Annotated in this window: 21 protein-coding genes and 1 pseudogene; 6 read left to right on the top strand and 16 right to left on the bottom strand. The window is 49.6% G+C overall.

All coding sequences use genetic code 11. From position 1 onward, the window contains the following. Positions 1–63: 63 nt before the first annotated feature. Both MJO52_RS02020 and MJO52_RS02015 read right to left on the bottom strand, forming a co-directional pair. Positions 64–1,323, bottom strand: a complete 1,260-nt coding sequence (locus MJO52_RS02020) for a S41 family peptidase (protein WP_252084334.1) — start codon at positions 1,321–1,323, stop codon at positions 64–66. Next, positions 1,320–2,267 carry a GlxA family transcriptional regulator gene (locus tag MJO52_RS02015; protein ID WP_252084333.1) on the bottom strand — a complete coding sequence of 316 codons (948 nt, stop codon included), beginning with the start codon at positions 2,265–2,267 and terminating at the stop codon, positions 1,320–1,322. Before MJO52_RS02015 ends, MJO52_RS02020 begins: the two co-directional genes overlap by 4 nt. Positions 2,268–2,731: 464 nt before the next feature. Between MJO52_RS02015 and MJO52_RS02010 the strand changes: the two genes are divergently transcribed. Continuing rightward, positions 2,732–3,007, top strand: coding sequence for a hypothetical protein (locus MJO52_RS02010; RefSeq protein WP_252084332.1), 276 nt, complete (start codon positions 2,732–2,734; stop codon positions 3,005–3,007). Positions 3,008–3,037: 30 nt separating this feature from the next. On the opposite strand, the gene MJO52_RS02005 is transcribed toward MJO52_RS02010, so the two are convergent. Further along, entirely contained in the window at positions 3,038–3,763 is a 726-nt protein-coding gene (locus MJO52_RS02005; RefSeq protein ID WP_252084331.1) for a CARDB domain-containing protein, read from the bottom strand. Positions 3,764–3,839: 76 nt separating this feature from the next. Between MJO52_RS02005 and MJO52_RS21360 the strand changes: the two genes are divergently transcribed. Together MJO52_RS21360 and MJO52_RS02000 are read left to right on the top strand one after the other, a co-directional pair. Then, a complete protein-coding gene (locus MJO52_RS21360) occupies positions 3,840–4,307 on the top strand; it encodes a transposase (RefSeq protein ID WP_353505433.1) in 468 nt (155 codons plus the stop codon). Continuing rightward, positions 4,205–4,636, top strand: a pseudogene (locus MJO52_RS02000) (IS5 family transposase); the annotation flags it as partial. The gene MJO52_RS21360 and the pseudogene MJO52_RS02000, both read left to right, overlap by 103 nt. A gap of 363 nt (positions 4,637–4,999) precedes the next feature. On the opposite strand, the gene MJO52_RS01995 reads toward MJO52_RS02000, so the two are convergent. The 3 genes from MJO52_RS01995 to pepB all read right to left on the bottom strand — a co-directional run bounded on the left by MJO52_RS01995 (position 5,000) and on the right by pepB (position 8,962). Next, the gene (locus MJO52_RS01995) at positions 5,000–6,121 is read right to left on the bottom strand and encodes a DUF3667 domain-containing protein (RefSeq protein WP_252084330.1); all 1,122 of its coding nucleotides are present in this window, start codon (positions 6,119–6,121) and stop codon (positions 5,000–5,002) included. A gap of 139 nt (positions 6,122–6,260) precedes the next feature. Further along, on the bottom strand, positions 6,261–7,436 hold the full coding sequence (locus MJO52_RS01990; RefSeq protein ID WP_252084329.1) for a DUF3667 domain-containing protein: 1,176 nt from the start codon (positions 7,434–7,436) through the stop codon (positions 6,261–6,263). A gap of 236 nt (positions 7,437–7,672) precedes the next feature. Beyond that, positions 7,673–8,962 (bottom strand): aminopeptidase PepB, encoded by a 1,290-nt coding sequence (gene pepB, locus MJO52_RS01985; protein ID WP_252084328.1) that lies wholly within the window; start codon positions 8,960–8,962, stop codon positions 7,673–7,675. Between the two features lie 165 nt (positions 8,963–9,127). Here pepB and MJO52_RS01980 point away from each other — a divergent pair, with 165 nt between their 5' ends. Both MJO52_RS01980 and MJO52_RS01975 read left to right on the top strand, forming a co-directional pair. Continuing rightward, positions 9,128–10,264 (top strand): RING finger protein, encoded by a 1,137-nt coding sequence (locus MJO52_RS01980; protein WP_252084327.1) that lies wholly within the window; start codon positions 9,128–9,130, stop codon positions 10,262–10,264. 29 nt (positions 10,265–10,293) lie between these two features. Further along, positions 10,294–10,542 carry a tetratricopeptide repeat protein gene (locus MJO52_RS01975; protein WP_252084326.1) on the top strand — a complete coding sequence of 83 codons (249 nt, stop codon included), beginning with the start codon at positions 10,294–10,296 and terminating at the stop codon, positions 10,540–10,542. A gap of 109 nt (positions 10,543–10,651) precedes the next feature. On the opposite strand, the gene MJO52_RS01970 is transcribed toward MJO52_RS01975, so the two are convergent. The 9 genes from MJO52_RS01970 to MJO52_RS01930 form a co-directional block, all read right to left on the bottom strand. After that, positions 10,652–11,017: a thiol-disulfide oxidoreductase DCC family protein gene (locus MJO52_RS01970; RefSeq protein WP_252084325.1), complete on the bottom strand. Its 366-nt coding sequence runs from the start codon at positions 11,015–11,017 to the stop codon at positions 10,652–10,654. A gap of 21 nt (positions 11,018–11,038) precedes the next feature. Further along, on the bottom strand, positions 11,039–11,506 hold the full coding sequence (locus MJO52_RS01965; protein WP_252084324.1) for a cupin domain-containing protein: 468 nt from the start codon (positions 11,504–11,506) through the stop codon (positions 11,039–11,041). Positions 11,507–11,592: 86 nt separating this feature from the next. Further along, positions 11,593–13,083: a rhomboid family intramembrane serine protease gene (locus MJO52_RS01960; protein ID WP_252084323.1), complete on the bottom strand. Its 1,491-nt coding sequence runs from the start codon at positions 13,081–13,083 to the stop codon at positions 11,593–11,595. 69 nt (positions 13,084–13,152) lie between these two features. After that, positions 13,153–15,324 carry a mechanosensitive ion channel domain-containing protein gene (locus MJO52_RS01955; RefSeq protein ID WP_252085950.1) on the bottom strand — a complete coding sequence of 724 codons (2,172 nt, stop codon included), beginning with the start codon at positions 15,322–15,324 and terminating at the stop codon, positions 13,153–13,155. A gap of 117 nt (positions 15,325–15,441) precedes the next feature. Beyond that, positions 15,442–16,077, bottom strand: coding sequence for a DUF6515 family protein (locus MJO52_RS01950; RefSeq protein ID WP_252084322.1), 636 nt, complete (start codon positions 16,075–16,077; stop codon positions 15,442–15,444). 92 nt (positions 16,078–16,169) lie between these two features. Then, positions 16,170–17,297 (bottom strand): efflux RND transporter periplasmic adaptor subunit, encoded by a 1,128-nt coding sequence (locus MJO52_RS01945; protein WP_252084321.1) that lies wholly within the window; start codon positions 17,295–17,297, stop codon positions 16,170–16,172. Next, on the bottom strand, positions 17,294–20,389 hold the full coding sequence (locus MJO52_RS01940; protein WP_252084320.1) for an efflux RND transporter permease subunit: 3,096 nt from the start codon (positions 20,387–20,389) through the stop codon (positions 17,294–17,296). The genes MJO52_RS01945 and MJO52_RS01940 overlap by 4 nt, the downstream gene beginning before the upstream one ends. 378 nt (positions 20,390–20,767) lie before the next feature. Then, the gene (locus tag MJO52_RS01935) at positions 20,768–21,583 is read right to left on the bottom strand and encodes a LytR/AlgR family response regulator transcription factor (RefSeq protein ID WP_252084319.1); all 816 of its coding nucleotides are present in this window, start codon (positions 21,581–21,583) and stop codon (positions 20,768–20,770) included. Between the two features lie 4 nt (positions 21,584–21,587). Then, a complete protein-coding gene (locus MJO52_RS01930) occupies positions 21,588–22,676 on the bottom strand; it encodes a sensor histidine kinase (RefSeq protein ID WP_252084318.1) in 1,089 nt (362 codons plus the stop codon). 120 nt (positions 22,677–22,796) lie between these two features. Between MJO52_RS01930 and MJO52_RS01925 the strand changes: the two genes are divergently transcribed. After that, positions 22,797–23,258 (top strand): EVE domain-containing protein, encoded by a 462-nt coding sequence (locus MJO52_RS01925; protein ID WP_252084317.1) that lies wholly within the window; start codon positions 22,797–22,799, stop codon positions 23,256–23,258. A gap of 61 nt (positions 23,259–23,319) precedes the next feature. On the opposite strand, the gene creD is transcribed toward MJO52_RS01925, so the two are convergent. After that, positions 23,320–24,693: a cell envelope integrity protein CreD gene (creD, locus tag MJO52_RS01920; protein WP_252084316.1), complete on the bottom strand. Its 1,374-nt coding sequence runs from the start codon at positions 24,691–24,693 to the stop codon at positions 23,320–23,322. Positions 24,694–24,760 lie beyond the last annotated feature (67 nt).

Below are 24,760 nucleotides of genomic sequence, written 5' to 3'. Positions count from 1 at the left end.
GAAACCTAATAAGATTTCGAGTGCAGTGTATTATTTTTTCAGTACAATGAAAGTCAATATTTACTATGACTTTACCTGATTTTCACGATCCTTTTCTTGAATATGATTTAGTAACTGTAATAGTGCTCCGTCCCTACCCTGCTTATAGTCACGCCAGCTTGTCGTCATCGGAAAATCAGGGTAGAGCGCATCGGTAGGAGATTGAATAAAGCGATAATAGCGCTTGGCAATACTTATCTCTCTCTTCGAGTTTTTAAGCTTAAAACGGTTAGTTTCAGAGGCTATATTAGGATCGGCGCCTGTCGGAGTACCCACCAAGTTGGCATTGAGAATTTGCTGATACTGGGCCGCATTACTCATCGCTGCTGATTGAGTACCTTCATCAATCATTACATATATACCATTGCGCCAATCGAATTGATCCAAATTTTGAATACAGGAGGAGAGAGCCAAGCCTACGTAAAAATCCCCGCCATGATTATCTCGAAAATCGATAACAAGATTCTGAACTCTACTACCACGTATGATATCAACAATATTCTCACACTGCTCTTGAAGATCACTGAAATCCGGATAACTATCAAAGTCCACGTAAACTGCGTCGTACTTTCCTAGTAAAGCCAGGCGGATACCTGACAGGTCGATATTAAAATAATTAATATCAGGAACCAAAACCGGATACTGTGTATTCAGCCCACCAAATTTTTCCATAGGCACAGAGTGCACTTTCATTGAGATAGATCTACCATCTTTTAAAAACTGGTAAGTCACCTCATCTTGTCCATCACTAATGCCAGTTCCATAAAGAAACTTTGCCAAAGTGATATGAAGACTGAAGGAAAACCTAAAGCTATAGGGGTTATCTACATAATTTACAAAAGGAGCAAGCTGCTGCTCTAATTTAGGTATGCTATAACCATTAACAGCTGTAAGCTCCGCTCCCTGCAAGAAACTGTATTTTGCTATTGAATCTACAACCTTAAGTTTATCAACGAAGTATTTAAATCGAAATGGGTAATGCCTATGGGGCCCAGACATCATATTGTAGAAGGTGTGACCATCTCCAATACTACGCATTAAACGCATTATTCCCACCTCTACTTCTGCTTCATTCATATCTGGCAGAGATTTAAGTAGATTATGGATTTGCTCATAGAATTCATATTTATCAATATTAACAAACGGATCTATATGATGTATCTCAATTAATTTCTGTAATTGCTGTATATCTTCCTTCCACAAACTAACCTCCTCAGTTTCAAGCGTGTAGGCTTTATATGAAAAAAATAACAAGTAGATAATTAAAAATAATCTTTGTTTCATGCTTGATTCCGACTGAAATATGAGGGGGAGACTCCAAACTGAAGGTGAAAGGCCCGGCGAAAACTATCGTAACTGGAAAAGCCCACTCTTAGAGCCACTTGCTCCAAGCTCAAGGACTCGCAGGTAATCAGGTCCCGCGCCCGGTTGAGGCGAATTTGATTTAAATACTGGCTAGGCGTGCTGTGTAAATGACGCTTGAACAAGCGTGTTAACTGGCGCTCACTGATAGATATTCTCTCGGCCATATCGGAGACATTGATAGGTTTTTGGTAATCTTGAGCTAACCACTCCAGCAATGGGTTGAGGCGCATGCTATCGCCAGATTGTACTTGTAATAAGTCTGAGTACTGCGTCTGGCCACCACGGCGCTGTAGATAGACCACCAGCTCTTTGGCAACACTCGCAGCAATAGTATTGCCGTGGTCTCTGCGGATGATCTCTAAGGCTAGGTCGACGCCAGATAAAACACCGGCGGAAGACCAAATTCCTTCACTTTCAATAAACAGCGGGTCTTCTTCTACTTGATAATTAACCGCCTGTTGTGCCAATTGTCGGCAGTGTCGCCAATGTGTAGTAACTCTATGACTCTGTTCAGGAAAAATCTTTGCCAGTATAAAAGCACCGGTACAGATACTCATTACCCTATGGGCATTTTCAGCTATCAGTCTCAAAGCATTGAGTTGCTTCGAGTTCAGTTCCAATTGCCGCATTCCAACACCGCCACAAATGACCAAGTAATCGACTTGTGGTAATTCAAAGATATCGCAGTCTACAGAAAGGGATTGTCCATATGCTGTTTCAACAACCCCTGAAGACAAACCTAATAAATAGCAAGAATAGGCCTCACTGATAAAACTGTTAGTCTCCATAAATGCATCCAAGGGGCCAAATAAGTCCAGGGCCTGAAAACCATCGGCAATGAAAAAACCAATCTTTCTGCTCATAGTAATTCCTCCTTGTACCTATTCTACTCCTCTAGAAATGTCACAAAAGACGCAATTACGACAAAAACAGACATGCCGATTGCAACGCAAAATACGCTGTGGTTAACAGCTTCATTTTCCATGCCATCTTATGTACTCGTGTCGCAAGCCACAGATTTTCGCTATTCATAAGTACTCATTCCTTCAAATTTCTCCTTTTATAGTTTCAACTGAGAACCGTCGAAGCGGATAATCAAATGAAGATATTGCAAAGCAAAGAAATCAGTATGGGGATAATTGAGAATTCATGAGGGAAAATAGGTTTAGCAGAGTGACCGGTATAGACCTGCCACTCTGCTGTGAGAGAGTATAGATGGACAAAACTCTGGTATAGATCACTACAGCTCTGTAGCCGACTTAGTTATACTTCCCGAGTGACAGCTTAGTGCCTCGATTACCCCGACTTCGGCCAAAGAACAAGATTTATGCTCTTTTCATCTGCCCTACTAGCCATGGTTATGGCCACCACCACACCAAATAATTGTACCGATGGTATTGCCCTGGCAAGGGGGGTAGCCGCCATTGCAAACGAATACCCTTGGTTAAGCGCAAACAAGAAAGACTACGTATTACGTAACTACCATCGTATGTACATCATTGTGCCCAAAAAGCCCGATACTAATATCAAGGGCGGTGGTATGCCAACGGCTACAGTAAGCAAGGAGAACTGTGAGGTAATTAATGTTCACCTAGCTCGTTAATTTATTATCGAACACTAATAAGATGTATTTTTAACCCTGCTTTTTATAAACCAGCATATTGTTAGTTTCATCGCATTCCTCCACGATGTTTTTATAGTCTGCGGTCACTTCCAGCACCGCATCAGGATCAAATACCCAATAATTCAGGGTAAAGATGAGGGTTATCGTCACACCAACGGCTAAGGCTGGGATTGCTTGAACATCATTGGCCAAAGTATCGGGATCGATCAGGTGAGCAAAACTTGCGGCAGCTGCCATTTGCCCGATATTGGTGATATCTACAGCAATCAGGGATTGCCCTGAACCAGAGTCCCAGATTGGATCATGAATTTTGCTCACGATCAGGTCTGGTTTGTCACATACACATAAGCACATGTAGTGATCATCTTCAATTACTCCAAAGGGTGTACCCGCATAACAATTAGCTTTGTCGTCAAATTGATTACCATATAACCAATGGGCCAATGGATCATCATATGGCTTTTCAATAATCACTGGATTGCGAGTGATTTTACAAACATTGGTTCGTTCAAACTCCTCTGTCATCTCCTTTGTCAGTTCAGATTCTGGTATAGCACCGACCCAAGTTGCACAAGTTCTACGGCAGGTCAATGGACCCTGACCTTGATAGAAGTTAGGGTACCAACCAGCATTATAGTTCTGCATACTTATATCCTGAATCGGATCTGCATAACTGATTATCGCCAAAATCAAAGTCAGCAAACTAGCTAAAAAACTGATTATTATTCTCAACATGTTACCCTCCATAAAGTATTCTTTTACTAGAAGCTGTTTCATAACTTGAAATCAGTTATTCTTGCGACCTCATGGAATGATAAGACCAGTAAGTGTGAGTAGATTTAAGTCAGAATTAACCGACGCTCAGTGGAAATTGATTGAGCCTTGCCTTCCCCAGCTAAAACGTGGAAAAGGAGGTCCCAAACCCATTGATAACCGTGCATGTTTTGAAGGTATCTTGTGGATTTTGCGCTCAGGAGCACGATGGAAGGATCTCCCCCCATCTTACCCTTCGCCGAGTACTTGCTGGAGAAGGCTCCAGTTTTGGGAAGAGCAAGGCGCTTGGTTGGAGGCTTGGAGAAAATTTTTCGGACAGCTCGATCAAAGATCCCTGCTTAATTGGAAAGAAGTCTTTTCGGATGGTAGCTTTGCTTCAGCAAAAAAAGGGGAGCAGAAGTCGGAAAAACTAAGCGAGGCAAGGGTACAAAGTGGATGGTGGTGGTCGATGGCGAAGGTATTCCATTGGGAGGCACCGTTACTTCGGCCTCACCAGCAGAAGTAAATTTATTACACCCACTACTCGATGTTACCTATGAAAATACAAAAATTCGACGACTAGTGTACGACAAGGCTGCAGATTCTGATCCACTACGCCATAGTTTGGCCCGCCGTGAAATTGACCTGATTTGCCCTCACCGTAGGAATAGAAGAAAACCTTCGAAACAAGATGGCAGAAAGCTTAGGAGATATATGCGACGTTGGAAAGTTGAGCGAACTTTTGCATGGCTAGGGAACTACCGTCGTTTAGTTGTCAGGTGGGATCGCTACTTATCTTCATACAGAGCTTTTTTCTATATTGCCTGCATGTTAATTACGCTAAAGAAGTTATGAAACAGCTTCTAACTATTTTACCCTTCAGCCATATATCAAATAAAAACTACATTCTATTGGCTGGAGAGATTGTAAAGCGACCTTACGGAATATCTGTATGTAGCCGGAAAATATTGGCGGGATTTAATCTTAAACAGTTGTAGCTCTCCTATTTATCATGATTTTTTAATTTTAAATTCAGTTTTACAATTAAGACACCTCAGCGCTAGAGAAATTTCAAATATAACCAAGATGCAAAGCATATATCCTCATCCATCCACATTAACTTATCCTCTTATAATCAAGAGTATTAAACGTGTATTTTTAATACCCTAGCACCCTAATTACTACTGAGTGAGAACATCCGAAAATAAACAGAAAATACTAAAATTCTGCGACGCTGTATAAAACTGCCAATGTAGCTCCAATTGAAAGCATTAGCGGATACACAACAGCTAAGAAAGAATACTTAATCAAAGTCATAATCCAACCTTGCCTATATAAACGCTTTTGCATGATTAAAAGATATACAGGTATCCAAAAGACAAGGATAGATATTAAACTCCACGTGATCTGCTCAACCCATGGATAACCGCCAAACCAACCCTGAACATTAAGTAGAAGAGTCATCAGTAATAGTGCCAAACTAATAAATGCATGGCTATGTAATGCAACAATTAAGTGTTCCATATATAACCTTCGCTTGAACAGATAAAGCACCCATAACATGAATGCAAAAATAGGCAGCATAATAAATAGTGTGGAAGGTAAAGAACCAAGAAAAATCTTCTTGAAACGATTGGGATCAGCTTCAACTAGATCACTATTTTTTTCGATCTTTAGCAAGAATTCAGCCACGCTATCCACCAGGGATTGTGGTACACCTGAAAATCTGGGGCGTTCAACTTTGTTATCCCAACAAGCTCCACCAATCTTTACATTGCAATGTTCATCCTCTTCACTATCAAAAATATCAACTACCAATTTGGGCTCAGCCCTCTGAAAATCATCGATTATTTCACCAACTTTTTTTGGAGCCTTATTCGGCAAAAATTCAGTCTCGACATCCTGATTTGATGTGTCTGATATAGTATTTCTCCCTTCATCAAGGGGCTGCTTTATATCAGATACTTCCTCAACCACAGTCTCATCATTCTCAGATGAATAATCCTTCCAATCAGTGCTAAGCTGAATTGTAAAAAAGGTTGTTATACATAAGAAAATAAACAAACGTACTGGGCTGACATAACGTACCCGCCGTCCAGCAAAATACTCGACTGTTAGAAAACCAGGACGAAACAGCAAAGGCGCCAGAGTGCGTACTATACGCGAATCAAGCGCTAGTAATGTGTCAAAAAAATCCCCGATTATGTTAGAAAATTGGCGCACCATTCCTTTTACAGGCTGACCACAAGAATAACAGTGTGGCCCCAAAAGTTCGGTCTTGCAGTTTGCACATTCAGCAACACTTCCTTTTATATGTTCCACTGTTTCTGAACAACTCATTACCTCTTTCCTTTTTTCTACTTCTAGGTATCAACCATAAAAACGTTCTATTTCTTTGCATCTTATTATGTGAAGAACGTTCAAAAAATACTAACCACTGATCAATTTCTTTTATTTCAAGAACAGCTAAAAACTAGCACTAAAGCTCTGCCAAGCTCCAGAGAACAGTCAAAGCCGCACCCAAGGCCAGCAAAATCAAATAAGCCCCTCCCAGAAAAGAGTATTTACATAAGGTAATAAGCCACCCCTGCTGATATATACGCTTTTGCATCCAAAATAGATAAATGGGGACCCAAATAATTAGCAGAAAAAACAGATTATCAAAAAGTGAAGAGATTACATTGTAATCAGAAAACTTTTCGCTTGCGCTGTAAAACAGATTGGCAGTTAAAATACTTAAACAAATAAAAGCATGACTGTGCAGTGCAACAATCAAATGCTCCATATAAAGTCGACGTTTGAAGATATAAGCTACCCACAACATCATGGCGAAAATTGGCAACATGATTATTAAAGTAGAAGGCAAGGCTCCCAGAAATGCTTTCTTAAGTCGATTTGGATCTTCAGTGACTCGTTCTACATTTTTATGGGCACTGTCTACTTTTTTATTAACCCAATCTTCCAAAGAATCAGGAAGCCAGCCAACTTGAAAAAACTCTTCATCTATTTCGGTAATGGTTTCATTTAGTCCCGAAGCAATAGCATCCTTAGTGAAATATTCGGATTGCTTTGATGCCCCTGTAACTCCGTTTAGATTGACATTAACTTTATCTAGATCCGTATTCAGTTCGTCTAAACCCGTCTTAATTTCAATGCGTTCTTCAACAAGCTCAGATTCTACCTCCTCTAAATTGATGACCACCAAATTGTCTTCAGCATGTTTTTTTTGGAGGGCTTTTAAATTCTCAACAGCCTGATCAAGACCTCTTTCGGCAGACTCCGTATCTACAACTACAGATTTATTGCCACCAAAGTTAATAGCCCAGTCACTATTAATCTGAGTAACAAAAAAACTGGTGATACAAAGAAAAATAAACAACCTTACAGGACTCACATAGCGGACTCTACGACCTGAAAAATATTCAGTAGTTAAAAATCCAGGTCGAAAGAATAAGGACGGCACTGTTTTCCATGTACGCGAGTCAAATGCCAGTAGAGTGTCAAAAAAGTCTCCAATTATGGAAGAGAAATGACGCACCATCCCCTTGACCGGCTGACCACACTTGTAACAGTGAGGTCCCAAAAGTTCAGTTTCGCAGTTAGCACAACGATTTGATTTTTGAGCAGAATGATTTGCGGATGCCGTAGTACTCATTACCTATTACCCCTCGACATTTAAAATAAATTTCCGAATTACACAAAACGTATTTATGAGCCCAAGTCCCAATTAACGAGCTAAATTAAAAAAACCTCAACTAGTGAAAGTTCACTGATTAAAGTTTTCAAAAGGAATATAATTTCGTGAAAATTTACAGGCGCAGGTCAGGAAAAAATAGAAACGCGCCAATTTTAGGCGCGTTTTGCAAGGCTTTTGGCAGTAATTGCTGGGTATTAATTATCCAGTAGGAAACGAGCAATAGTTCTCAAGCCATGTCCCTTGGCACCAGCGGCCCAAAGGTCATTGGCACTTGGCTGGTAAGAGCCAGAGAGATCTATATGCACCCAGTTGCGGCCCCCCTCCGATACAAAACGAGCAAGGAAGGCCGCCGCAGTTGAAGCCCCAGGGCTACCGTCAGCGCCTATATTAGAAATATCGGCAAAGTTAGAAGGGGTCTGCTCCAGATGGAAGGGCTCCAGTGGCAAGCGCCAGGCCTTCTCATTCTCCTGTGCTGCGGCATTCAGTACCTTCTGTGCCATTTCATCTTCAAAACTGAAGACTGAATTAAAGTCGCGGCCTACAGCCATTTTGGCAGCACCCGTCAGGGTAGCGGCATCCAAAACAAAGCGAGGCTTATCTTCCCCTGCGGCGAGTAGGCCATCCGCTAATACCAGACGCCCTTCCGCATCGGTATTCAGCACCTCAACGGTGACACCATTCTTGTATTCAATAATATCGCCCAACTTAAATGCGTGGCCGGAAACCAGGTTCTCCGCACAGCAAAGGTACAGCTTCACTCTTTTTTCCAGACCACGCGCAATGGCCAGCGCGAGACCTCCAGTCACCATAGCGGCACCGCCCATATCAGATTTCATGGTGGCCATGTTGCTTGAGGGCTTAATGCTGTAGCCACCGGAATCGAAGGTAATCCCTTTGCCCACCAGACAGATATCCACCTCAGCATCCGCATTGCCTGTAGGGTTGTAGTCGAGCTGTAACATGACCGGCTCGCGCACGCTACCACGGCCCACATTGTGGATACCAACAAAGCCATCGCGCAGCAAGTCATCCCCGGCCACTATGCGATAGTTAACTACGCTCGGGGCAAGCTTCTGTAGCATTTCCGCCGCGCTCTCCGCCAGCACCCTGGGAGAAACATCATCCGGCGTGCCATTGGTAATCTCGCGGACCCAACACGCAGCATTTTCACGTGCTGCCAGTTCTTTTAGCTCGCCAGCATCCTCGCTGCCCCAGTGGATTTTATTATTGATACGTGGATTAAAATAACCGCCCCAGAAAGCCCAGCGACTTTCGATATCCCAACCCTCACCGCTGAGTATCACCTCATTGATTCCCATGCCATCGAGGCGCCGAGCCGCGCGTTGCGCCGCCACCAGTGCAGCACCTTTGGCCGCACCAATATGGATATGGGCTTCGCTGCCATTAAAACTGAGTAACGCCGCCTCGCCCCAGGGTTCTCCTGCAGTGCCTTCCACCAAATGAACGCGCATAGCTTTTGTCATACAACACCTTTTTTGAAACTTGTGTGCCAATTTTATTGGGATTCACGCTGCATTCTAACAGTACATCAAAAATACTCGACGATTGCGCCGCCACGATGACGGCGGATAAACTGTTAGAAAGAAACACAATAAACCTTTAGGAAGAAAAGTTTTTAGGGAAAATTCATGGCTGAATCCTGCCGCTACCATTCCAGTGCCGATGCATCCTGGCAGTGCCAACCCTGTCAGCGCAAATACTGTAGCGAATGTATCCCAGGCTCCAGTGCCAACTATCAGGGCCTTGGACCCGAGTGTCCGTTGTGTCGCGATCCAGTTGAGTATATCGGTGCCAGCAACAGTGCTAAGCCCTTTTGGCAGATGGGAATTTTTTATTTTCTCTACGCCTTAAAACCAGGTCCCCTGGCGATCATAGCACTGGCAGCTGCAGCAAGTTTGCTAATCTCAGGCCTGGGTCTTTTAGCAATCGTGGCCCTGGTGGGCATCGTTGCCCTGGTGAGCCGCTACAACTTGCTGGTTATCGAGCGGCTTGCCAGTGGCCAGTTGGAAGCTCCCGGAATCGGCGATGCCCTGGACGGTAATAGTGCACCGCTGTTCTTGAAAGTCATCGCTATGACCTTGATTGCCGGTTTTGTTGGTTACAAACTCTTCTCTTTCGGTATGGGTGCCGTGCAGCTTTATGCTTTTGCCCTCTTCCTATTTGCGCCGGCAGCGATGATTGTACTGGCCCTTGAACACAGCCTGCGTGCGGCGATCAATCCACTTAAGTTACTACAATTCACTTTGATTATCGGCTGGCCCTACTGGCTGTTGTGGATTACCACCACTGCGGTTTCCGCTGCACCCAATCTGCTGATGGCCATTGCCATTGAAAAGCTACCCCCCTGGTCCCTGGGCCCGGTGATTGCAGCCACAACTACCTATTTCTATATCGTGACTAGCGCCATGATGGGTTATATCTGCCTGTCGCGGCAGCAAAAGCTGGGTATTCAGGCCGAACTGGATGACGAAAGTACTTTTCTGGAAGAGGACGAATTCAACCGCGCACGCGCTTTGGCCGATGCACAGATTTTAATGCGCGAATCGAATCTACCAGCCGCACGGCAGGCGCTGGTAGATGGCTTGCGCCGCTACCCCAATGATGAAGCCCTCAACGAACGCTACTACCGCTTGCTGCTGGCAACCCAGGACCAAAAAGCCCTGCGGGAACTCGGCCCCCACTTACTGGATAAGTTCATACAACTCAACCGGCCACACAAAGCGGCGGAACTTTACCTGGCCACCGAGCCGGCCCCCCTATTGTAAAACCCGAGCTTCGCCACACCCTAGCCAAGGTGCTCTACCAACAGCACAAATACCAGCTGGCGGCGCAATTACTGAACAATCTACACAAGGAAAGTTATCCACAGCTAGATGCGGCTTACCTGCTGCTGGCACAGGTATATATGGATGGGCTGAACCGTGAAGACCTGGCCAGGAAATTGCTGCAATTCATTAGACAGAAATTCCCCAACAGCACTCTACGCAATCAAATCGATACTCTGTGGAAAGTACTAAATAGTTCAGAGAACACACGCCAATAAATTCATAGGGTCAACGAGTCAGCAGCCCTTACCGATAGCACGTTTCCAGGAGAGGGTTGCGTGCTTTCTCTATCCGTTTATTCCACCCGGTAGAAAATCAGAAGCAATCTCACCAGTGCTTTAAAGCCCTATTCCATAGATAGAGGCAGCGGGCAAAGCCATTATAGGTTTTGTTAAGACACCATCGCAGACCCGGTGTTTTTGACAACCTTGCTTTCCACTGTTCACTGGGAGAGTTCTCCCAAATCGCTATAAATGCTTCGTAACCCACTCGCAGGTGCCCCTGTGTATCAATCACGTGCAAGCGCTCTCGCACAAATTCCAGGTCCACATCGAGCTGCTGTGCTTTGGCATTATCAAGGTGAACATCTTCCCACTCTACACCGCAAGTGGTGTTTTTCTTCTTCTGAGCACGGATACCCGCATCGCATACCGGACAGGCAGAATTGTAGAAAACACGTACTTTTGTGGCCATACAGAATCTCTGTCTGTGGAGTTAACGAGGGTGCTCGATATCTTTATGATCCACTAGCTCCCACGGCAACCCCTTATTACGGTAAATTCTCTTATTCTTATTGGGGAAGTCTGCCACATCATGATCCAGGCGCTGGCCCACTACGATACAGCGCAGAATATCGTTTCCGGTATTTTTCATCACATGGGGAAGGCCATTAGCCGGATATCCGATAAAGTCCCCTTCACCCACTATATAGTTTTCTTCGCCGATGAATACTGAAGCCTGCCCCTGCAGGATATAGACACATTCATCTTCAAATTTGTGGCAGTGATACTCTGTGGATTCGTACCCAGGCTCTATTTCAATAATGTGAAAGCCAAAGCCACTTATCCCGGTCATGTCTCCCAAGGATTTATTGCGGCGCACTGCATTCGGGTTGAGGAAGTGCACCTTGTGCTCCCCCTCCATATCCAGGATTTGTTCTTTTTTAAGAATATATTTATTCATAAGGCTCCCCTGCCAATTTGATCTTATGGATACTCACTGGGATCTGTCTAACTGCCAATGTATTTTTATAAACAGATTATTATCCTCTAGGGCTGTCCAGATATTTCTATCCCCTGGGTTAACGCCTTCATTTCCCGCGCACGCCCCTCCTCGCCCAGACGTCGGTAATAATTCACCAGAGTCATACCTAATTTGGGTATCAACGGGTGCTGTACTCTTTGCGCAATAAGCTTGTTCAAGAGTTCATCGAGCCAGGGCCAGTTTTTGGCTTCAGCAGCGCGACGCGCCATCAGCAGGCAAGTTTTGGCTGTTAGGGCTCGAGGCTTCTGCGTAGTTTGCAGGTAACTGTAATAACCGGAAGAAATAATACGAGCATCAACTGTTGGGTTGGCCGCCTGGGCAAATAGCGCCAAATTGGCTCGGTGATACGCCTCACTATCGGGATTAATCGCGGTCAACTCGATAAAGCGCTGTATCAGCGGTAGGTGGTCGGGATACTGACGTACTGCGGAGGCTGCAGCCTCTGCGGCTTCGAGCAGCTTACCCTCTTCCTGGAATCGATCGATGCGCGCCAGCGCGCCCTTTTGCGGGGATGGCAGTTCCTCTTCTTCCTGCGGCATCGCCTTTAACGGTGGTCGCCAGTAAATCAACAGTAAGGCCAGAACAAATCCAGCCAGCAAGCCGCCGGTATGGGCCCAATAGGCGATCCCGGCATCACCATATAGGTAGCCAAACACTTCCTTACCCAGCCACAGGGGCAACACCATCAGAGCCGGTGCACTGAACTCGCCAAACATAAATCCGACGGTGTAAAAAAAACGCAAGCGCCGCACTCCGTATATAGCAACGAACATCCCCATAATCGCCGATACTGCGCCAGAAGCACCGACCATAGGTACATAACTGCCCGATTCAACCAACATGTGCAGGCTAGCTGCAGCCAAGCCACCGAGAAGATAGAGGGTGATAAACCAAAGCCCCCCCAGTGCCAGCTCAACCGATAAGCCAAACAGCAGCAAAAACACCATATTGCCAATCAGGTGATCCCAGCTGCCGTGTAAAAACATATGACCAAAAAGTCCAGCCGCGCTGGGCTCCGCCGGCGTCAGACCCAAGGCCATGCTGCTAATCTTGTCGCGCAGCCCGGCAAAATGCTGGCGCTGCTGTAACCACTGGGGTTGCTCCTCCTGTTCTAGCCTGGGTAGTAACCACTGGTGAAATTCCGTATTCCACAGTAGTTCCCGATAGACAAATTCCTCGCCCTCTACATCCATCTGCAGGCGCCACTCGGGATGCTCCTCATTGACATAAATCAGGAAGCGCTGCTCCTCCAGATCCGGTAGGTCACTGTCGAAGTAATACTCCTCAGCCTGCTGCCAGCGGGCATCGTCACTGCCCTGGTAGAACATAAATACCAGCAAGTTGGCGAGGATTAGCACAAAACACATCAGAGGAGGTCGGCGCCAGTCTGGTTTATTCTGGATCGGGATTATCAGCACGGGCAGTTCCTTGTAGATATTGCACGAACGCCCAATAGCAAAACGCTGCAATAAAAATAACAGGGATGGGGCCGACATCACCGTCGGCCGCTTGGAAAATACTACGCCTGTTCACCGCAACTCAAGCCCGATACTCTCCCTGGGCTACTACTTTCTCCCTGTGCGAGTAATCATTGCCGGTGCATCCCAACTGCGCAGGTGCAGATCCCGCTGTGGGAAAGGCACCTCGATACCCTTTTCACGAAATTCCCGCAACAGTTCTAAATTGTAAAGCGCATAGGAGTCACCCAACGAAGTGACCATGTTACTGTTCACCCATACCACCAGCTTAAAATTCAGCGCGCTATCGCCAAATTCCATCAGCCAGACTTCAGTTTTACGCTTCCAGTCGGTATGTGTGATATTGACCCGCGAGGCGGCCTCCAGTGCAGCTTCCCGCACCAAGTCTGGATCGGAGGCATAGGAAACACCAAAGGACACATGAATACGACGCACCGGGTCATCGAGGGTATGGTTAATCACCCGTCCAGCGACAAACTCGGTATTCGGTACCAGGATATCCACATTATCGCGGGTGGTGATACGGGTTGAACGCACATTGATATCGCGGATTCGGCCAAAAACACCGGACTCCAGCTCTACCAAGTCCCCAACCTTCAAGGGCCTTTCGAACAGTAAAATAAGCCCGGAAATGAAATTGGAAAAAATAGCCTGCAAGCCAAAACCAATACCTACAGATAGGGCTCCAGCCACCAGTGCCAGCTTGGAGGTATCCAGGCCGAGCATACTCAACACCACAATCAGGGCGACGCCGATATAGGTGTAGTGCAACACGCGGCTCAGGTTATACATGGAGGATTCGCTGGCGTGTTCCCTGCGTACCAGCCGGCGCAGGAAGGCGCGAGTCAGTACCGACAGCAACCAGGCGCAGACCAACACAAATGCCATCCTGGCAATCAGGCGCAACGTGATTGGGTTTTGCGCGATAGTAAACAACTGGTAATCCGCCAGAGTGCGCCAGCGTTTGTATACCTGGCGGCCGGTCAGCGCCAAACGTTCGCGAACCGTGGCCCACCAACCCTGGCGCTCGCGGTAAACTTCAAGTTGGGCCTTCTCATAACGCTGGATATCCTGCTCCAAGTCGTTGGCCCGCGCCAGACCACTGCCGATCCGTTCAAAGTAAGCCCACCAACGGCTCAGATCGGCACTTTCCTCCTCATCGCGCCAAGCCACCACCTGCCGCTGTCGGATCGCCAGCTCCCGCGAAGTGCTATCGATCACCGCATTGGCATTCTCCAGCAGCTCGCGACTGACAACCAATGTCTCCTCGCCAGTTTCTGGATTCAATACGCGGTTGATGGATTGCAGTAACTCACTCTTGCGCTTACCCAGGTGTTCCTCTAAAAGGTCCACCTCCAGCTGCATCAGGGTGAGGTCCTTTTTCATATTGACGTCGGGGTCAGTGGAGGGCTCGGTAGTGCTCTGGATACTGGTGCGGGTAGCGGCGATACGCTCAATTTTCTTATCGCTGTCAGTGATGGATTTCTCCAGCTTTTCGGCATCCTTCTCACTGAACTGCAGGTCGTCGAGCATACCGCGCAGCTTGGCTTCCGACAGTTCGATTTTTTCCTGCCAGGTACCGAGAAACTCATTCACCGTATCCAGCTGCTCAATAATATTCAGGTGATTAATCTGCGCCAATAACAGCGCTTGTGCCGCCTGATCTTCTTCCTCACCTTTGGCATCACGCAGCACAATTACCTGCTTGCGCAACTGCGCCAAGGATTGCGATCGGCTAGCGCGCAGCTGCCGCGCCTCTAGCTGCACACCACTCAGGCGGCGTTGACCGCGGCTAATGGCCGCATCGGCGCGGGCCCAGTCGAGTACACTAGGGTTTTCCGGAAACTTCACCTCCGGCATCAACTCAACTTTTAAATACTCCTGCCGCTTCTTCCAGGTGACCTCCACCCCCTCCAGGCTCTGGGTAATTTTTTTCGCCCCTTTTTGCAGCGCCTCATCCTCTTCAGGTAATTCTTGCTGCCACTCTTGCCAACCCTTTTTAATGGCCTGTAGCCACTCTCGTCGCTGCTCCGGCGATGCATTGGCCCAGCCGGTCCACCAATCTGCAGAAGGATCGGCAAACTCAGGCACCACCGCCTTGAATTCCTTGGGCTTGGAACCGGGTAACTGGGCACTAGCGGCCAGAGAGCAAAGGGCGAAAAAAATCAGGCAGAGGGCGATCGGAAAAAAGTGGGAAAGTCGTTGCCCGGTGCGAGTCTTAGGCTTATCAGTAAAGAAGTAACCACCAACACCCAGCATAAAATACACATCTGTCCATGAAGCAGTATCAGCAAGGGGAAGACCTTGCCCCTAGGGGCTTATTTCTTGAGTGTAGCCGAGAGCGGCCAGGCTCTCGGCTCTTCAACTTAAAGGGGCTCAGTAGCGTCTGCGCCCATAGCTGCGCATACAATTGAGGTATTGTCTGCGATAGGCGCGAGTACTAATCACAGATACCCTTCCGGGTCTATGCACACTTCTCACCAGATTGGCTGCTCTGGCCTTGCAAAACACTTCCCTACGACCGAGATTTCTGTCAGGGCGGCGGACATTTCTCGAATGGCGTAGCTGGCTGGCATTGCGGGAGGATTCGTATTTAGGAGGATAGGCTCGGGTAGATTCGTAATTGGGCGGATAGGCACGCGGGTAAATTCTTACTTCGGGTGCTAGGGGATTGCGATTGTAATTACGCCAATTGGCCGGAGGGGTAACCACCACAAATTGGTTGTCTTTAGGGTCAAACTCGAAAAAAGTGCCATTCCCTGCTCGCCGGTAATCCTTGCCACCGAGGTAAAAGGATGTGCCTGTTGGTACTTCCGGCACTCTAGCCCCGAGTGGTGGCTCCACACGGGTGTAACCATCTGGTCCCTGTCGGTAGAAATATCCATCTGCATAGAAATAAATTTCATTGTTGGCTTCGATAAGGCGCGCCCCGTCCAGAAGGGGCACCACCTGCGTCTCCGCGAGAGGTGCTGAGGCAATCGTCAGTAACAGCAGCGCAAGCAGGAAACGCATAAGACACCTCGACGAGCAAGTAAATGTCGCAGAAGTGTATTGTCATGGAACTCTGTTCCCCAATTTAATTAAAGGAGACTGGTATCAATAATTCAGTCAGCCACCGCCAGAACACTGCTGTCATCTTTATCGCGCACCACCTCTGATAATATCTTCACCTCCTGCCCCGGTTGCAGGCGCTCGGCACCGCGCACGATAACCCGGTCGCCATCTGCGAGTTCACCGTAAACGGCTATCCACTCTCCATCACCGCTGCCAACACGAACCGACAAACGCTCTGCTTTATCCTCTTTATCCACACGGTAAACAAAGGTTTCGCCATTGCGCAACACCAAGGCGTCACGCGGAACTGCCATGGTGTCGCGGGCCTCAGACAGGGGTACCGCCACCTGTACCGGCATGCCCACTACCCAGTCCCTCTGCTGTGAAGCCTTGCCGGGCAGCTGCACCATCAGCTTAACTCTGCGAGAGTTTTCGCTAGCCACAGGTACATACTGGCGCACATGACCGCTGATAATCCGTGCTTTGGCGCGCTCACTCTCGGAGAGGGACAAGGCATCGCTGCGCACCGAAATACTGTCGCCGGCACCAATCAGGGGCAGAGCAGCCAATGGAATATCTGCCTCTACCTCCAGCTGGGACATATCCAGCGCGCGCAACAGCTCGGAGCCGGTGCGGACATATTCCCCCGCCTGCAACTCGCGACTCACCACCAGGGTATCGAAGGGGGCGTCAATATTGGTCTTACCAAGTTCATAGGCGCGCCTATCCCGCTCAATCTGTGCGGCCAACAGATCCTGGGCCATCGCCTCGCGCTCGGCCTGCTGTTCCTCCAGCGCCGCACGGGAGGTGCTGTTGGTTTCCGCCAATTTACTCAGTCGATGCAGCTGCGCGTCCAGGTAGGTGAGACGCGCCTTCAGCTGGGCAATACGACTCTCGCTATTACGTAGCTGCAAGCGCCAGTGGGTCCCATCCAACTGCGCCAGGCGCTCACCTTTTTTTACCAAGCTACCGGGCTCAGCAACAAACTCCAACACGCCATCCAGTTCAGAGGAAATACGAATATCGCGACGGCTCACCACCTCCCCCGCGGACCACTGGCTAGCTGCCATCTGGCGGGTCTCAGCCCGATCCACAGTGACCGCCACGGCGCCACTCTGGGCCAAAACCGGTCCCACAGAGGTGAGGGACAGGACTACTCCGGCAAGTAACTTTTTCATTGGGAACTCCTCAGGGCCAGTCTTTGACGCAAGCGGGTAAATTGCGGCACAGGCAGGCGACCGGTCTGTAACAGCGCCGGTAATAAAATCAAGGTAAACAGAGTACTGACCGCCATTCCACCGACAATCACGGCGGCCAGACCGCGGTAGATCACACTTCCTTCGCCCGGAGCTACCAACAGGGGCAACATGCCGAATACGCTGGTCAAGGTACTCATAAAGATCGGCCGCAGGCGCAGGCGCAACGCCTGTTCCACCGCCTCTATCCGACTAGCGCCCGCGCCTTCCGCTGAGCGGGTCTGGTGTACTAACAAGATGGCGTTATTCACTACCAACCCCAGCAGAATAACGAAACCAATCATGGTGAGAAGATCGAGGGGCTGGAAGCTGATCAAATTCAGCAACTGCAGTGCCAAGACCCCGCCGACAGTAGCCAGCGGTACGGTTAACAGCACCAGCCCAGCATCGCGCAGTGAACGAAACAAAGCGCTCATCAGCAGGAACAGAATCAACAGCGCCAACAGGAAGTTCTGTGAAAGGGATACCAGAGCTTTATCCAAATCACTAGCGTTCCCCCCCACCAGAATACTGCCATCCTCGGGCAGAGCCTCGCGAATTTTCGGCAGCACCTCTTCCTCAAGCTGGGCACGTACTTCCTCCAGAGAGATGTCATCCGGTGGCACAATATTCAGGGTAATAGTGCGACGACCATCTACTCTACGCAGATTGCCCGGGCCCACGGTGCGCTCCACACTCGCCAACTGGCTCAGCGATACCACCTCTCCACGGGGAGTGACCAACGGCGTATTCTGCAACTGTTCCGGTGTACTCCAAGGCTTGGCCTTGAAAATCATATCCAGGCGTTTTTCCCCGTCAAAGTATTCACCCACATAGAGGCCATTGCCGAGGGTGCGAATCAGCCCCCCCATATCCTGGCGGTTCCAGCCTTGCTCCAGCATGGCGCGGTCGTTAGGGCGCACCGTCAGCTCTGGTTCAGACAGAGACAGACCCGGGTTAGTCTGCACTGGGGTGCCCGGCATCACCTCTTCCACCACTTCAACACCGCGGGCAGCCGCGCGCATTAATCCATCAGCATCACGGGATTGCAGGTGTAGGGCGATATTGCGATCTCCACCAAAGCGGCTAAACAGGTTGCCCCTTGCGGCGAAGCCTTGAAAGTCGGGAATATCTACCAGGATCTCCTCACGCAACAGCGTCTCCATCTCCTTAGCCTGATCCATATCCTTGACACGCACGCCCATATTGCCGCCGCTGGGCCAGGTAATGATGTAGTAGTTTTTGAGAGCCGGCTCCCGCTCACCACTCATAAAGGGTGCCATGCGCCGGTCAAGTTCGTTGACGATATCCTTTTCGATAGTTTTGGTATTTGTAGCCGCGGGGAAATTCATCCATACATCCACCGCATCCCTTTTTACCGGCGGTAAATAATCTAGATTGGGTAATAGGAAATAAGTTGCGGCAATAGGCACCAGCAGAAAACCACCGATCACCTGCCAGCGACGTGCACGGGTACCGGTCAGTGCCATAACCCGAGTGGCGATTTTCTCCCACACATGAGCCAGACGATCCTCACTGGAAATCGAGGGCAGCCACAGTTTTGCCGCCAGTGGCACTATGGCAATGGCCGCCAACAGGGAAAATACCACTGCCACTGCAATCGTCAGAGCCAGATCGCCAAAGACCTGTCCCTCGACACTGTTGAGGAAAAATACCGGCAGGAAGATCGCTACGGTAGTGGCAGTACTCGCCAGCAATGCGCCCCAAACCTGACCGGCGCCCTGTTCCGAAGCCTCCTCTGGATTGCTGCCTTTTTCCCGCAGACGCACAATATTCTCCAACACCACAATTGCCGCATCGAGCACCATACCGGTAGCGAAAGCAAGGCCAGCAAGGGAAATCACATTGACACTGCGCCCAGCGGCGGACATGACAACGAAGGTGGATAAAAGGGAAATGGGAATAGCGGCTGCCACAATCAAAGTAGCGCGCATACGCCGCATAAACCACCAGAGCACCCCCACCGCCAGCAATATGCCCAAAATCATATTACCGCCAAGTAAATTGAGGGCGCGGTAAACGAATACCGAGGCATCGAAAGACTGCACCAGTACCAGCTGTTCGTTTTTCAGCTTGGTCTCATTCAGTTCCTCAACCTTCTGTTTTACCAGCTCCAGAGTGGCAAGCATATTGGCATCGTTTGCGCGGTTGATGCGCATAGAGACAGCCGGATTGCCATTTTGTGTGGCCACTCCGCGGGGCTCAGAGGGCCCTACACGCACCTCGGCAATATCACCGAGGCGCACCGGCTGGCCATCGCGCCACTCCAGCACCAGTTCGGATAAATCCGCCGGCTTGTACTCACCGACAAAACGCAGTGTGTAGCGGCGACGCCCGACATCGGTAAAACCACCAGAAACATCTCTTGCCGAGGCTAACTGACGGCTGATCGCCGGCAACTGAATACCTAAATCGGCCGCTTTCCAAGGGTCGAAAATAACCTGCAGTTCCTCTTGCGCGGCACGACCGGATTGGGCCTCCACACTTGCCACACCCGGCACAGACTCCAGCTCCGGCCGCAACACATCCTCAATCAGGCCGGTAAAGTCATCGAGGTGGTTGGGATTTTCAGGCAGCTTCTGCAAAAAGAAATAAGTAAGTGCATTGGTACCACCGCCCCAACCACCTAGCATTACCCGCGGCGGTTCCGCATCTCGCGGCAGAGGCGGCAAGCTGCTCATACGGCTGATCACATCGATCAGCACCTTGTCCATGTCGGTGCCCATACTGAATTCGAGATTTACCCAAGCACCGCCACGGCCAGCATTCACCTCCATGGTTTCCAGGCCGGTGAGGCCCTGCAGAACCGATTCAATCGGCTCAACAATTTCTGCCTCCACCTCTTTCGGTGCGGCAGCACGCCAGCCAGCCTGGATAACAATACGCGGGCTTTCGATATCGGGGAAAAGCTGTACTGGTAAGCGGCTGGCAAGAAAGGCCCCCAGCAAGACGGCGAACACCACTACCACACCGGCGGCAGCAGGATTTTTCAGAGCGGCTTTTGTCAGTGCCATTCCATAGGCCCTTAATTATATATTTACGGTTAGTGTGGCAGTGACCCAGACAAGTCCTGATCTATTTCACTGTCTCTGACAAAACACTGATGCAGAGATCGTAAATCTGCAGTTAGTATGTCGGTTCGCACCCGGTTTATTTTCTTGGAAAAAATACCATTTTTCTGGGGGTGATAGGCATTATTCCAGACACTCTAGCTCTGGGCCAATAACCGCACTTCCTGTGCTGCGCGATATGCCCATCGCTGGAGGCCGACGGGCTAGGGAGAGGAAGGCTAATACATTAGGAATTGCAAACAAGGCCGTTGCGACAAAATGTCGGGAATATTCGATCAGGTTACTGAGTGAATTTTTATTTCCACTAGGCGCAAAAACACCTCAAAGAAAATGCTGCACTTTACTCTTATAGCTGCGGCTCATTTTCAGGCACTCGCCACTGTCCAACACCAGGTGATATTCACCATTAATATGCGCGCGAATTTCCCGTACACGGCTTAAATTTACGATAGTGGAGCGGTGAATGCGCTGGAATAATTTTGGATCCAGCTGTTGTTCCAATTCCTTCATGGTAATGCGCATCACATGGGTTTCGCCCTGGGCGTGTACGCACATATAGTCCCCGGCAGCGTCAATCCAATCGATTTCCCGTGCCGGCACTAGGGTGATCTTGCCAGAGTCCTTCACAGCGATTTTATCCGGGTAGGCGCTGCCGGCAAACTGGCCGCTGACCAGTTTCTGCTCCAGTGCCTCCGGAGATTCCTTGGTCAAATCCGCAACCGCCTCCAACAGCTGCTCGCGCTGTATGGCGATATCTGCCGTGGCCATTTTTTCCCGTGCGCGAGTCAGAGCCAGTTGCAGTCGCTCCTCTTCGATGGGTTTCAATACGTAATCTACCGCGTTGACCTCGAAGGCCTCCACCGCATACTGATCATAAGCCGTTACGAACACCACCTGGGGCAGTTTTTCCAGGGGTATTTGCTGCACCAGCTGCAGACCATTGACGCCAGGCATCTGAATATCCACAAACGCCACATCCGGGTTTAGCTGCAGAATAATTTCCAGAGCCTCGCGGCCGTTGCCGCACTCAGCGACTACATCGACACCGGACATATGCTCCAGGCGCAGGCGCAGGCCGCGACGTGCCAGGGGTTCATCATCGACAATTACTGCGGTCAGGTTTTCAACTGCACTCATCTCGTTATTCCTGTTCATAGGGAATGCGGATATTCACCGACAGCCCACCCTGTGGACGGTTGTGGAAACGCACTCTCTGATCATCGCCATACAGAGCACGCAAGCGCTCACAGGTATTGCGAATACCAACACCGTAACCTTTGCCTATCAGGCGCAACTCCTCTTCCGGCATACCCGGACCATTGTCGCTCACTTCGAGCAGTAACTCCCCTGCGAACACTCGCGCCTTGATATTGATCTCGCCACCGCTCTCCAGTTGAGAGATACCGTATTTAATTGCATTTTCCACCAGAGGTTGCAGTAGTAGGCTGGGCACCAATGCCTGGGGCGAATCGCCCTGCAGATCCAGCCGTACCCCAAGGCGATCGGCAAAGCGTACTTTCTCTATATCCAAATACAACATCAGGGCCTCCACTTCCTTGGCCAGGGTAACCTTTTGCATGGGGTCATTATCGAGAGAATGACGCAAAAACTGAGACAAGCGTGTGACCATATTGTTGGCGGTGCGCCCATCGTTATCCAAGATCAGAGTGGAGATAGCGTTTAGCGTATTGAAGAGAAAGTGGGGATTCAGCTGGTAGCGCAGCATCTTTAACTGGGCCTGATGCGCCATGGATTCCGCACGCAGAGCCTTGGCCCGCTGAGTCTGTGAAGACCGATAATACTTGATGCCGTAATACAGCGCCGCCCAGGTGGTAAGGATCATAAACGAATAGGAGAACCAATACGTAGCCTGCCATACCGGGTGCTCATCGCTCGCCTTACCGTACAGCCACAGGGAGCCACCAAACTTGATTGCCGCCCACACAGCGGCTGCGCCAATCACCAGTAGCTGTGAACCAAAGAATCGAGTCACCGGAGGCTTGTTCCATAGGCGCTGAAAGCCGAAACGCATGACTTCACTAAGAAATATCCCGGCGACGGTGGCCACCGCAATATAACCCGAGTGGATCCAATGGTCCTTCACCCAGAAAAAGCTGCCGATAAAAGTCAGCAGCGTGTAGCCGGCCCAACCACTGAGTTGCAGGGCCCAGTACTGGGACCTGTGGCTCGACAGGCGCTCTGAAAGCCACTGAAATGCTTTGTTTCCCATAATCTCCCGCTAGAGGCGTAAAAAGATAACGCCGATTTGACACTTTTGTATGGCTTCATACTAAATGGCACCGATCGCCGGCGAAACACCAACCGGCGCAGCACAGGGACAAACTGCCGCATGACACACTGGTTATTCAAATCCGAACCCGATGAGTACAGCCTGCAAGACCTCGCCGCCGAAGCCAATGGCAGCGGCCGCTGGGATGGTATTCGAAATTACCAGGCGCGCAACTTCTTGCGCGATCAGGTCGCCGTGGGCGATGGGGTGCTGTTCTATCACAGCGCCTGTAAGCTGCCGGCGGTGGTGGGCACCGCCGAGGTAGTGCGCGCCGCCTATGCGGACCCGGCGCAATTCGACCCCGAGAGCAAGTACTTCGACCCCAAGGCCAGCGCCGATAGTCCGCGCTGGTTCTGTGTGGACCTGGCATGGCGCAGCGAATTCAAACGCCCGATACCCCTGGCAGAAATCAAGAAGGATCCACAGCTGGCGGAAATGGTACTCGTCAGGCAGGGGCGGTTGTCGATACAGCCGGTGCGCCAGGAAGAGTGGAATTACATCGTGAAATTGGGCGGGCAATAAAACCGGAAGCGAAAACTAGAACGGGGCGGTTACATACCACCCCGAAGTGATTTATCCCAGCTTACGGTTGTTCATCTTTACCGGGCTCGCCGCCCCTCTGGGTAGGGCTGTGCCCGACGTTGTACCAGTCCAGTTGACGAGTCAGTACCATAGTGCAGCCAAGCACCCCGAACACTAACAGCGAGCCCATCAACAGGGCGTAGTCCTCAGCTCTGAGCAGACCATACAAGAGTGCATATAGGGCAGCCAACAGTCCCGCGAATCCCAGCCCCCGCTGCCAGCTGCGCAACACCGCACTGGTATAAAAACCGATCAACCCAACGCAAGCCGCGGCGGAAATTATGTAGGCTTTGACGAAGGCGATATGCTCTGACAGTGACAACAGCAGCAGGTAGAACAACGCCAGCGCCAAACCTACCAGGGCATACTGTACCGGGTGCACCGCCAAGCGCTTGAGTATTTCAAACAGAAAGAAGGTGGCGAAGGTCAGGGTGATAAACAGCAATGCATATTTAATCGCGCGATCAGTTTTCAGGTACTGATCCACCGGATCGAGGAAGCTCACACCAAAGCGGCGATTAGTCAGGTTGTTACATTGATCCTCCCCATGACAGCGCCGCAGTATCTCCTCCAAGTTGGTGGCGAAAAAGCTGGTCTGCCATTCCGCAGTAAATCCTTGATCGTTTAAATCTCTACTACTGGGCAGGAAGTTGCCAAAGAAGCTCGGATGCGGCCAATCGGCCCTCATCATTACACGACTGTCACGACCCACCGGTACCAGGCTGAAGTGCTCGGTACCCTGCAGTTTGAGATCGAATGAAAACGCCAGGGTTTGGCCGCCTTCCGAATCCACCATTGGCAGCATAGCGTGCACACCATCACCGAGTATCGGTGCGCGACTGCCCGGTGCAAATTCCAATGTCTGGTTGTTCAAGCGCAATTTCAGATCGTTGCGGATACCGCGAATATCGTTGATACCTACCGATAAGTAAGGCGTGCTAAAGCGGTACTGATCCAAATTCGCTCCCAAGCCCAGTTTCTCCGGCACTCGGAACAAGCCACTGACCTTGCTATCGCTGTGGTACAGAAGCGCCTCATAGATACCCCGAGCACGCCGCTCGGTTGTCAGGTCGGCATCGAAGACAAAGCGCTCGGGCAGAAAATACAGGTGGCCGCGCTCCTCCCGCTGCTCCTTGTGCCTCTCACCGGTTTTTTCATTGGTTATCCACTTCCAGTATTTCTTGACGTAGGGCACCACTAAAATAGGGCCGGTAATTTGCTGGTTAAAGCTGGAACTGCGGGCAATATCCTTTAGCACATCACTCTGGTAACGCTTTCGCTCACTGATCAGGCCATCGATCATGGTCAGTGGAATAAGAAGCAACAAAATCAAAACAGCAATAGCGCCCAATTTAAAAGCCAGGGCTCGGTTCATGGTTCAGACCTCGGTATCCAATTTCGATAACCTCAGTCTGAGCTGCGAGTATGGATTGCCGATGGAG

The sequence above is a fragment of the Microbulbifer variabilis genome (assembly GCF_023716485.1).
Taxonomy (GTDB): domain Bacteria; phylum Pseudomonadota; class Gammaproteobacteria; order Pseudomonadales; family Cellvibrionaceae; genus Microbulbifer; species Microbulbifer variabilis_B.
This window is presented reverse-complemented; position numbering and strand designations above follow the sequence as displayed.

Bases quoted from the DNA above. Each gene is read 5' to 3' on its own strand.
- MJO52_RS01935 (WP_252084319.1), bottom strand. From the start codon at position 21,583: ATGAGTGCAGTTGAAAACCTGACCGCAGTAATTGTCGATGATGAACCC.
- MJO52_RS01995 (WP_252084330.1), bottom strand. From the start codon at position 6,121: ATGAGTTGTTCAGAAACAGTGGAACATATAAAAGGAAGTGTTGCTGAA.
- MJO52_RS01940 (WP_252084320.1), bottom strand. From the start codon at position 20,389: ATGGCACTGACAAAAGCCGCTCTGAAAAATCCTGCTGCCGCCGGTGTG.
- MJO52_RS01965 (WP_252084324.1), bottom strand. From the start codon at position 11,506: ATGAATAAATATATTCTTAAAAAAGAACAAATCCTGGATATGGAGGGG.
- MJO52_RS01960 (WP_252084323.1), bottom strand. From the start codon at position 13,083: ATGTCGGCCCCATCCCTGTTATTTTTATTGCAGCGTTTTGCTATTGGG.
- MJO52_RS01955 (WP_252085950.1), bottom strand. From the start codon at position 15,324: ATGCTGGGTGTTGGTGGTTACTTCTTTACTGATAAGCCTAAGACTCGC.
- MJO52_RS21360 (WP_353505433.1), top strand. From the start codon at position 3,840: ATGATAAGACCAGTAAGTGTGAGTAGATTTAAGTCAGAATTAACCGAC.
- MJO52_RS02020 (WP_252084334.1), bottom strand. From the start codon at position 1,323: ATGAAACAAAGATTATTTTTAATTATCTACTTGTTATTTTTTTCATAT.
- MJO52_RS01950 (WP_252084322.1), bottom strand. From the start codon at position 16,077: ATGCGTTTCCTGCTTGCGCTGCTGTTACTGACGATTGCCTCAGCACCT.
- MJO52_RS01945 (WP_252084321.1), bottom strand. From the start codon at position 17,297: ATGAAAAAGTTACTTGCCGGAGTAGTCCTGTCCCTCACCTCTGTGGGA.
- MJO52_RS01925 (WP_252084317.1), top strand. From the start codon at position 22,797: ATGACACACTGGTTATTCAAATCCGAACCCGATGAGTACAGCCTGCAA.
- creD (WP_252084316.1), bottom strand. From the start codon at position 24,693: ATGAACCGAGCCCTGGCTTTTAAATTGGGCGCTATTGCTGTTTTGATT.
- MJO52_RS02015 (WP_252084333.1), bottom strand. From the start codon at position 2,267: ATGAGCAGAAAGATTGGTTTTTTCATTGCCGATGGTTTTCAGGCCCTG.
- pepB (WP_252084328.1), bottom strand. From the start codon at position 8,962: ATGACAAAAGCTATGCGCGTTCATTTGGTGGAAGGCACTGCAGGAGAA.
- MJO52_RS01970 (WP_252084325.1), bottom strand. From the start codon at position 11,017: ATGGCCACAAAAGTACGTGTTTTCTACAATTCTGCCTGTCCGGTATGC.
- MJO52_RS02010 (WP_252084332.1), top strand. From the start codon at position 2,732: ATGCTCTTTTCATCTGCCCTACTAGCCATGGTTATGGCCACCACCACA.
- MJO52_RS01930 (WP_252084318.1), bottom strand. From the start codon at position 22,676: ATGGGAAACAAAGCATTTCAGTGGCTTTCAGAGCGCCTGTCGAGCCAC.
- MJO52_RS02005 (WP_252084331.1), bottom strand. From the start codon at position 3,763: ATGTTGAGAATAATAATCAGTTTTTTAGCTAGTTTGCTGACTTTGATT.
- MJO52_RS01980 (WP_252084327.1), top strand. From the start codon at position 9,128: ATGGCTGAATCCTGCCGCTACCATTCCAGTGCCGATGCATCCTGGCAG.
- MJO52_RS01990 (WP_252084329.1), bottom strand. From the start codon at position 7,436: ATGAGTACTACGGCATCCGCAAATCATTCTGCTCAAAAATCAAATCGT.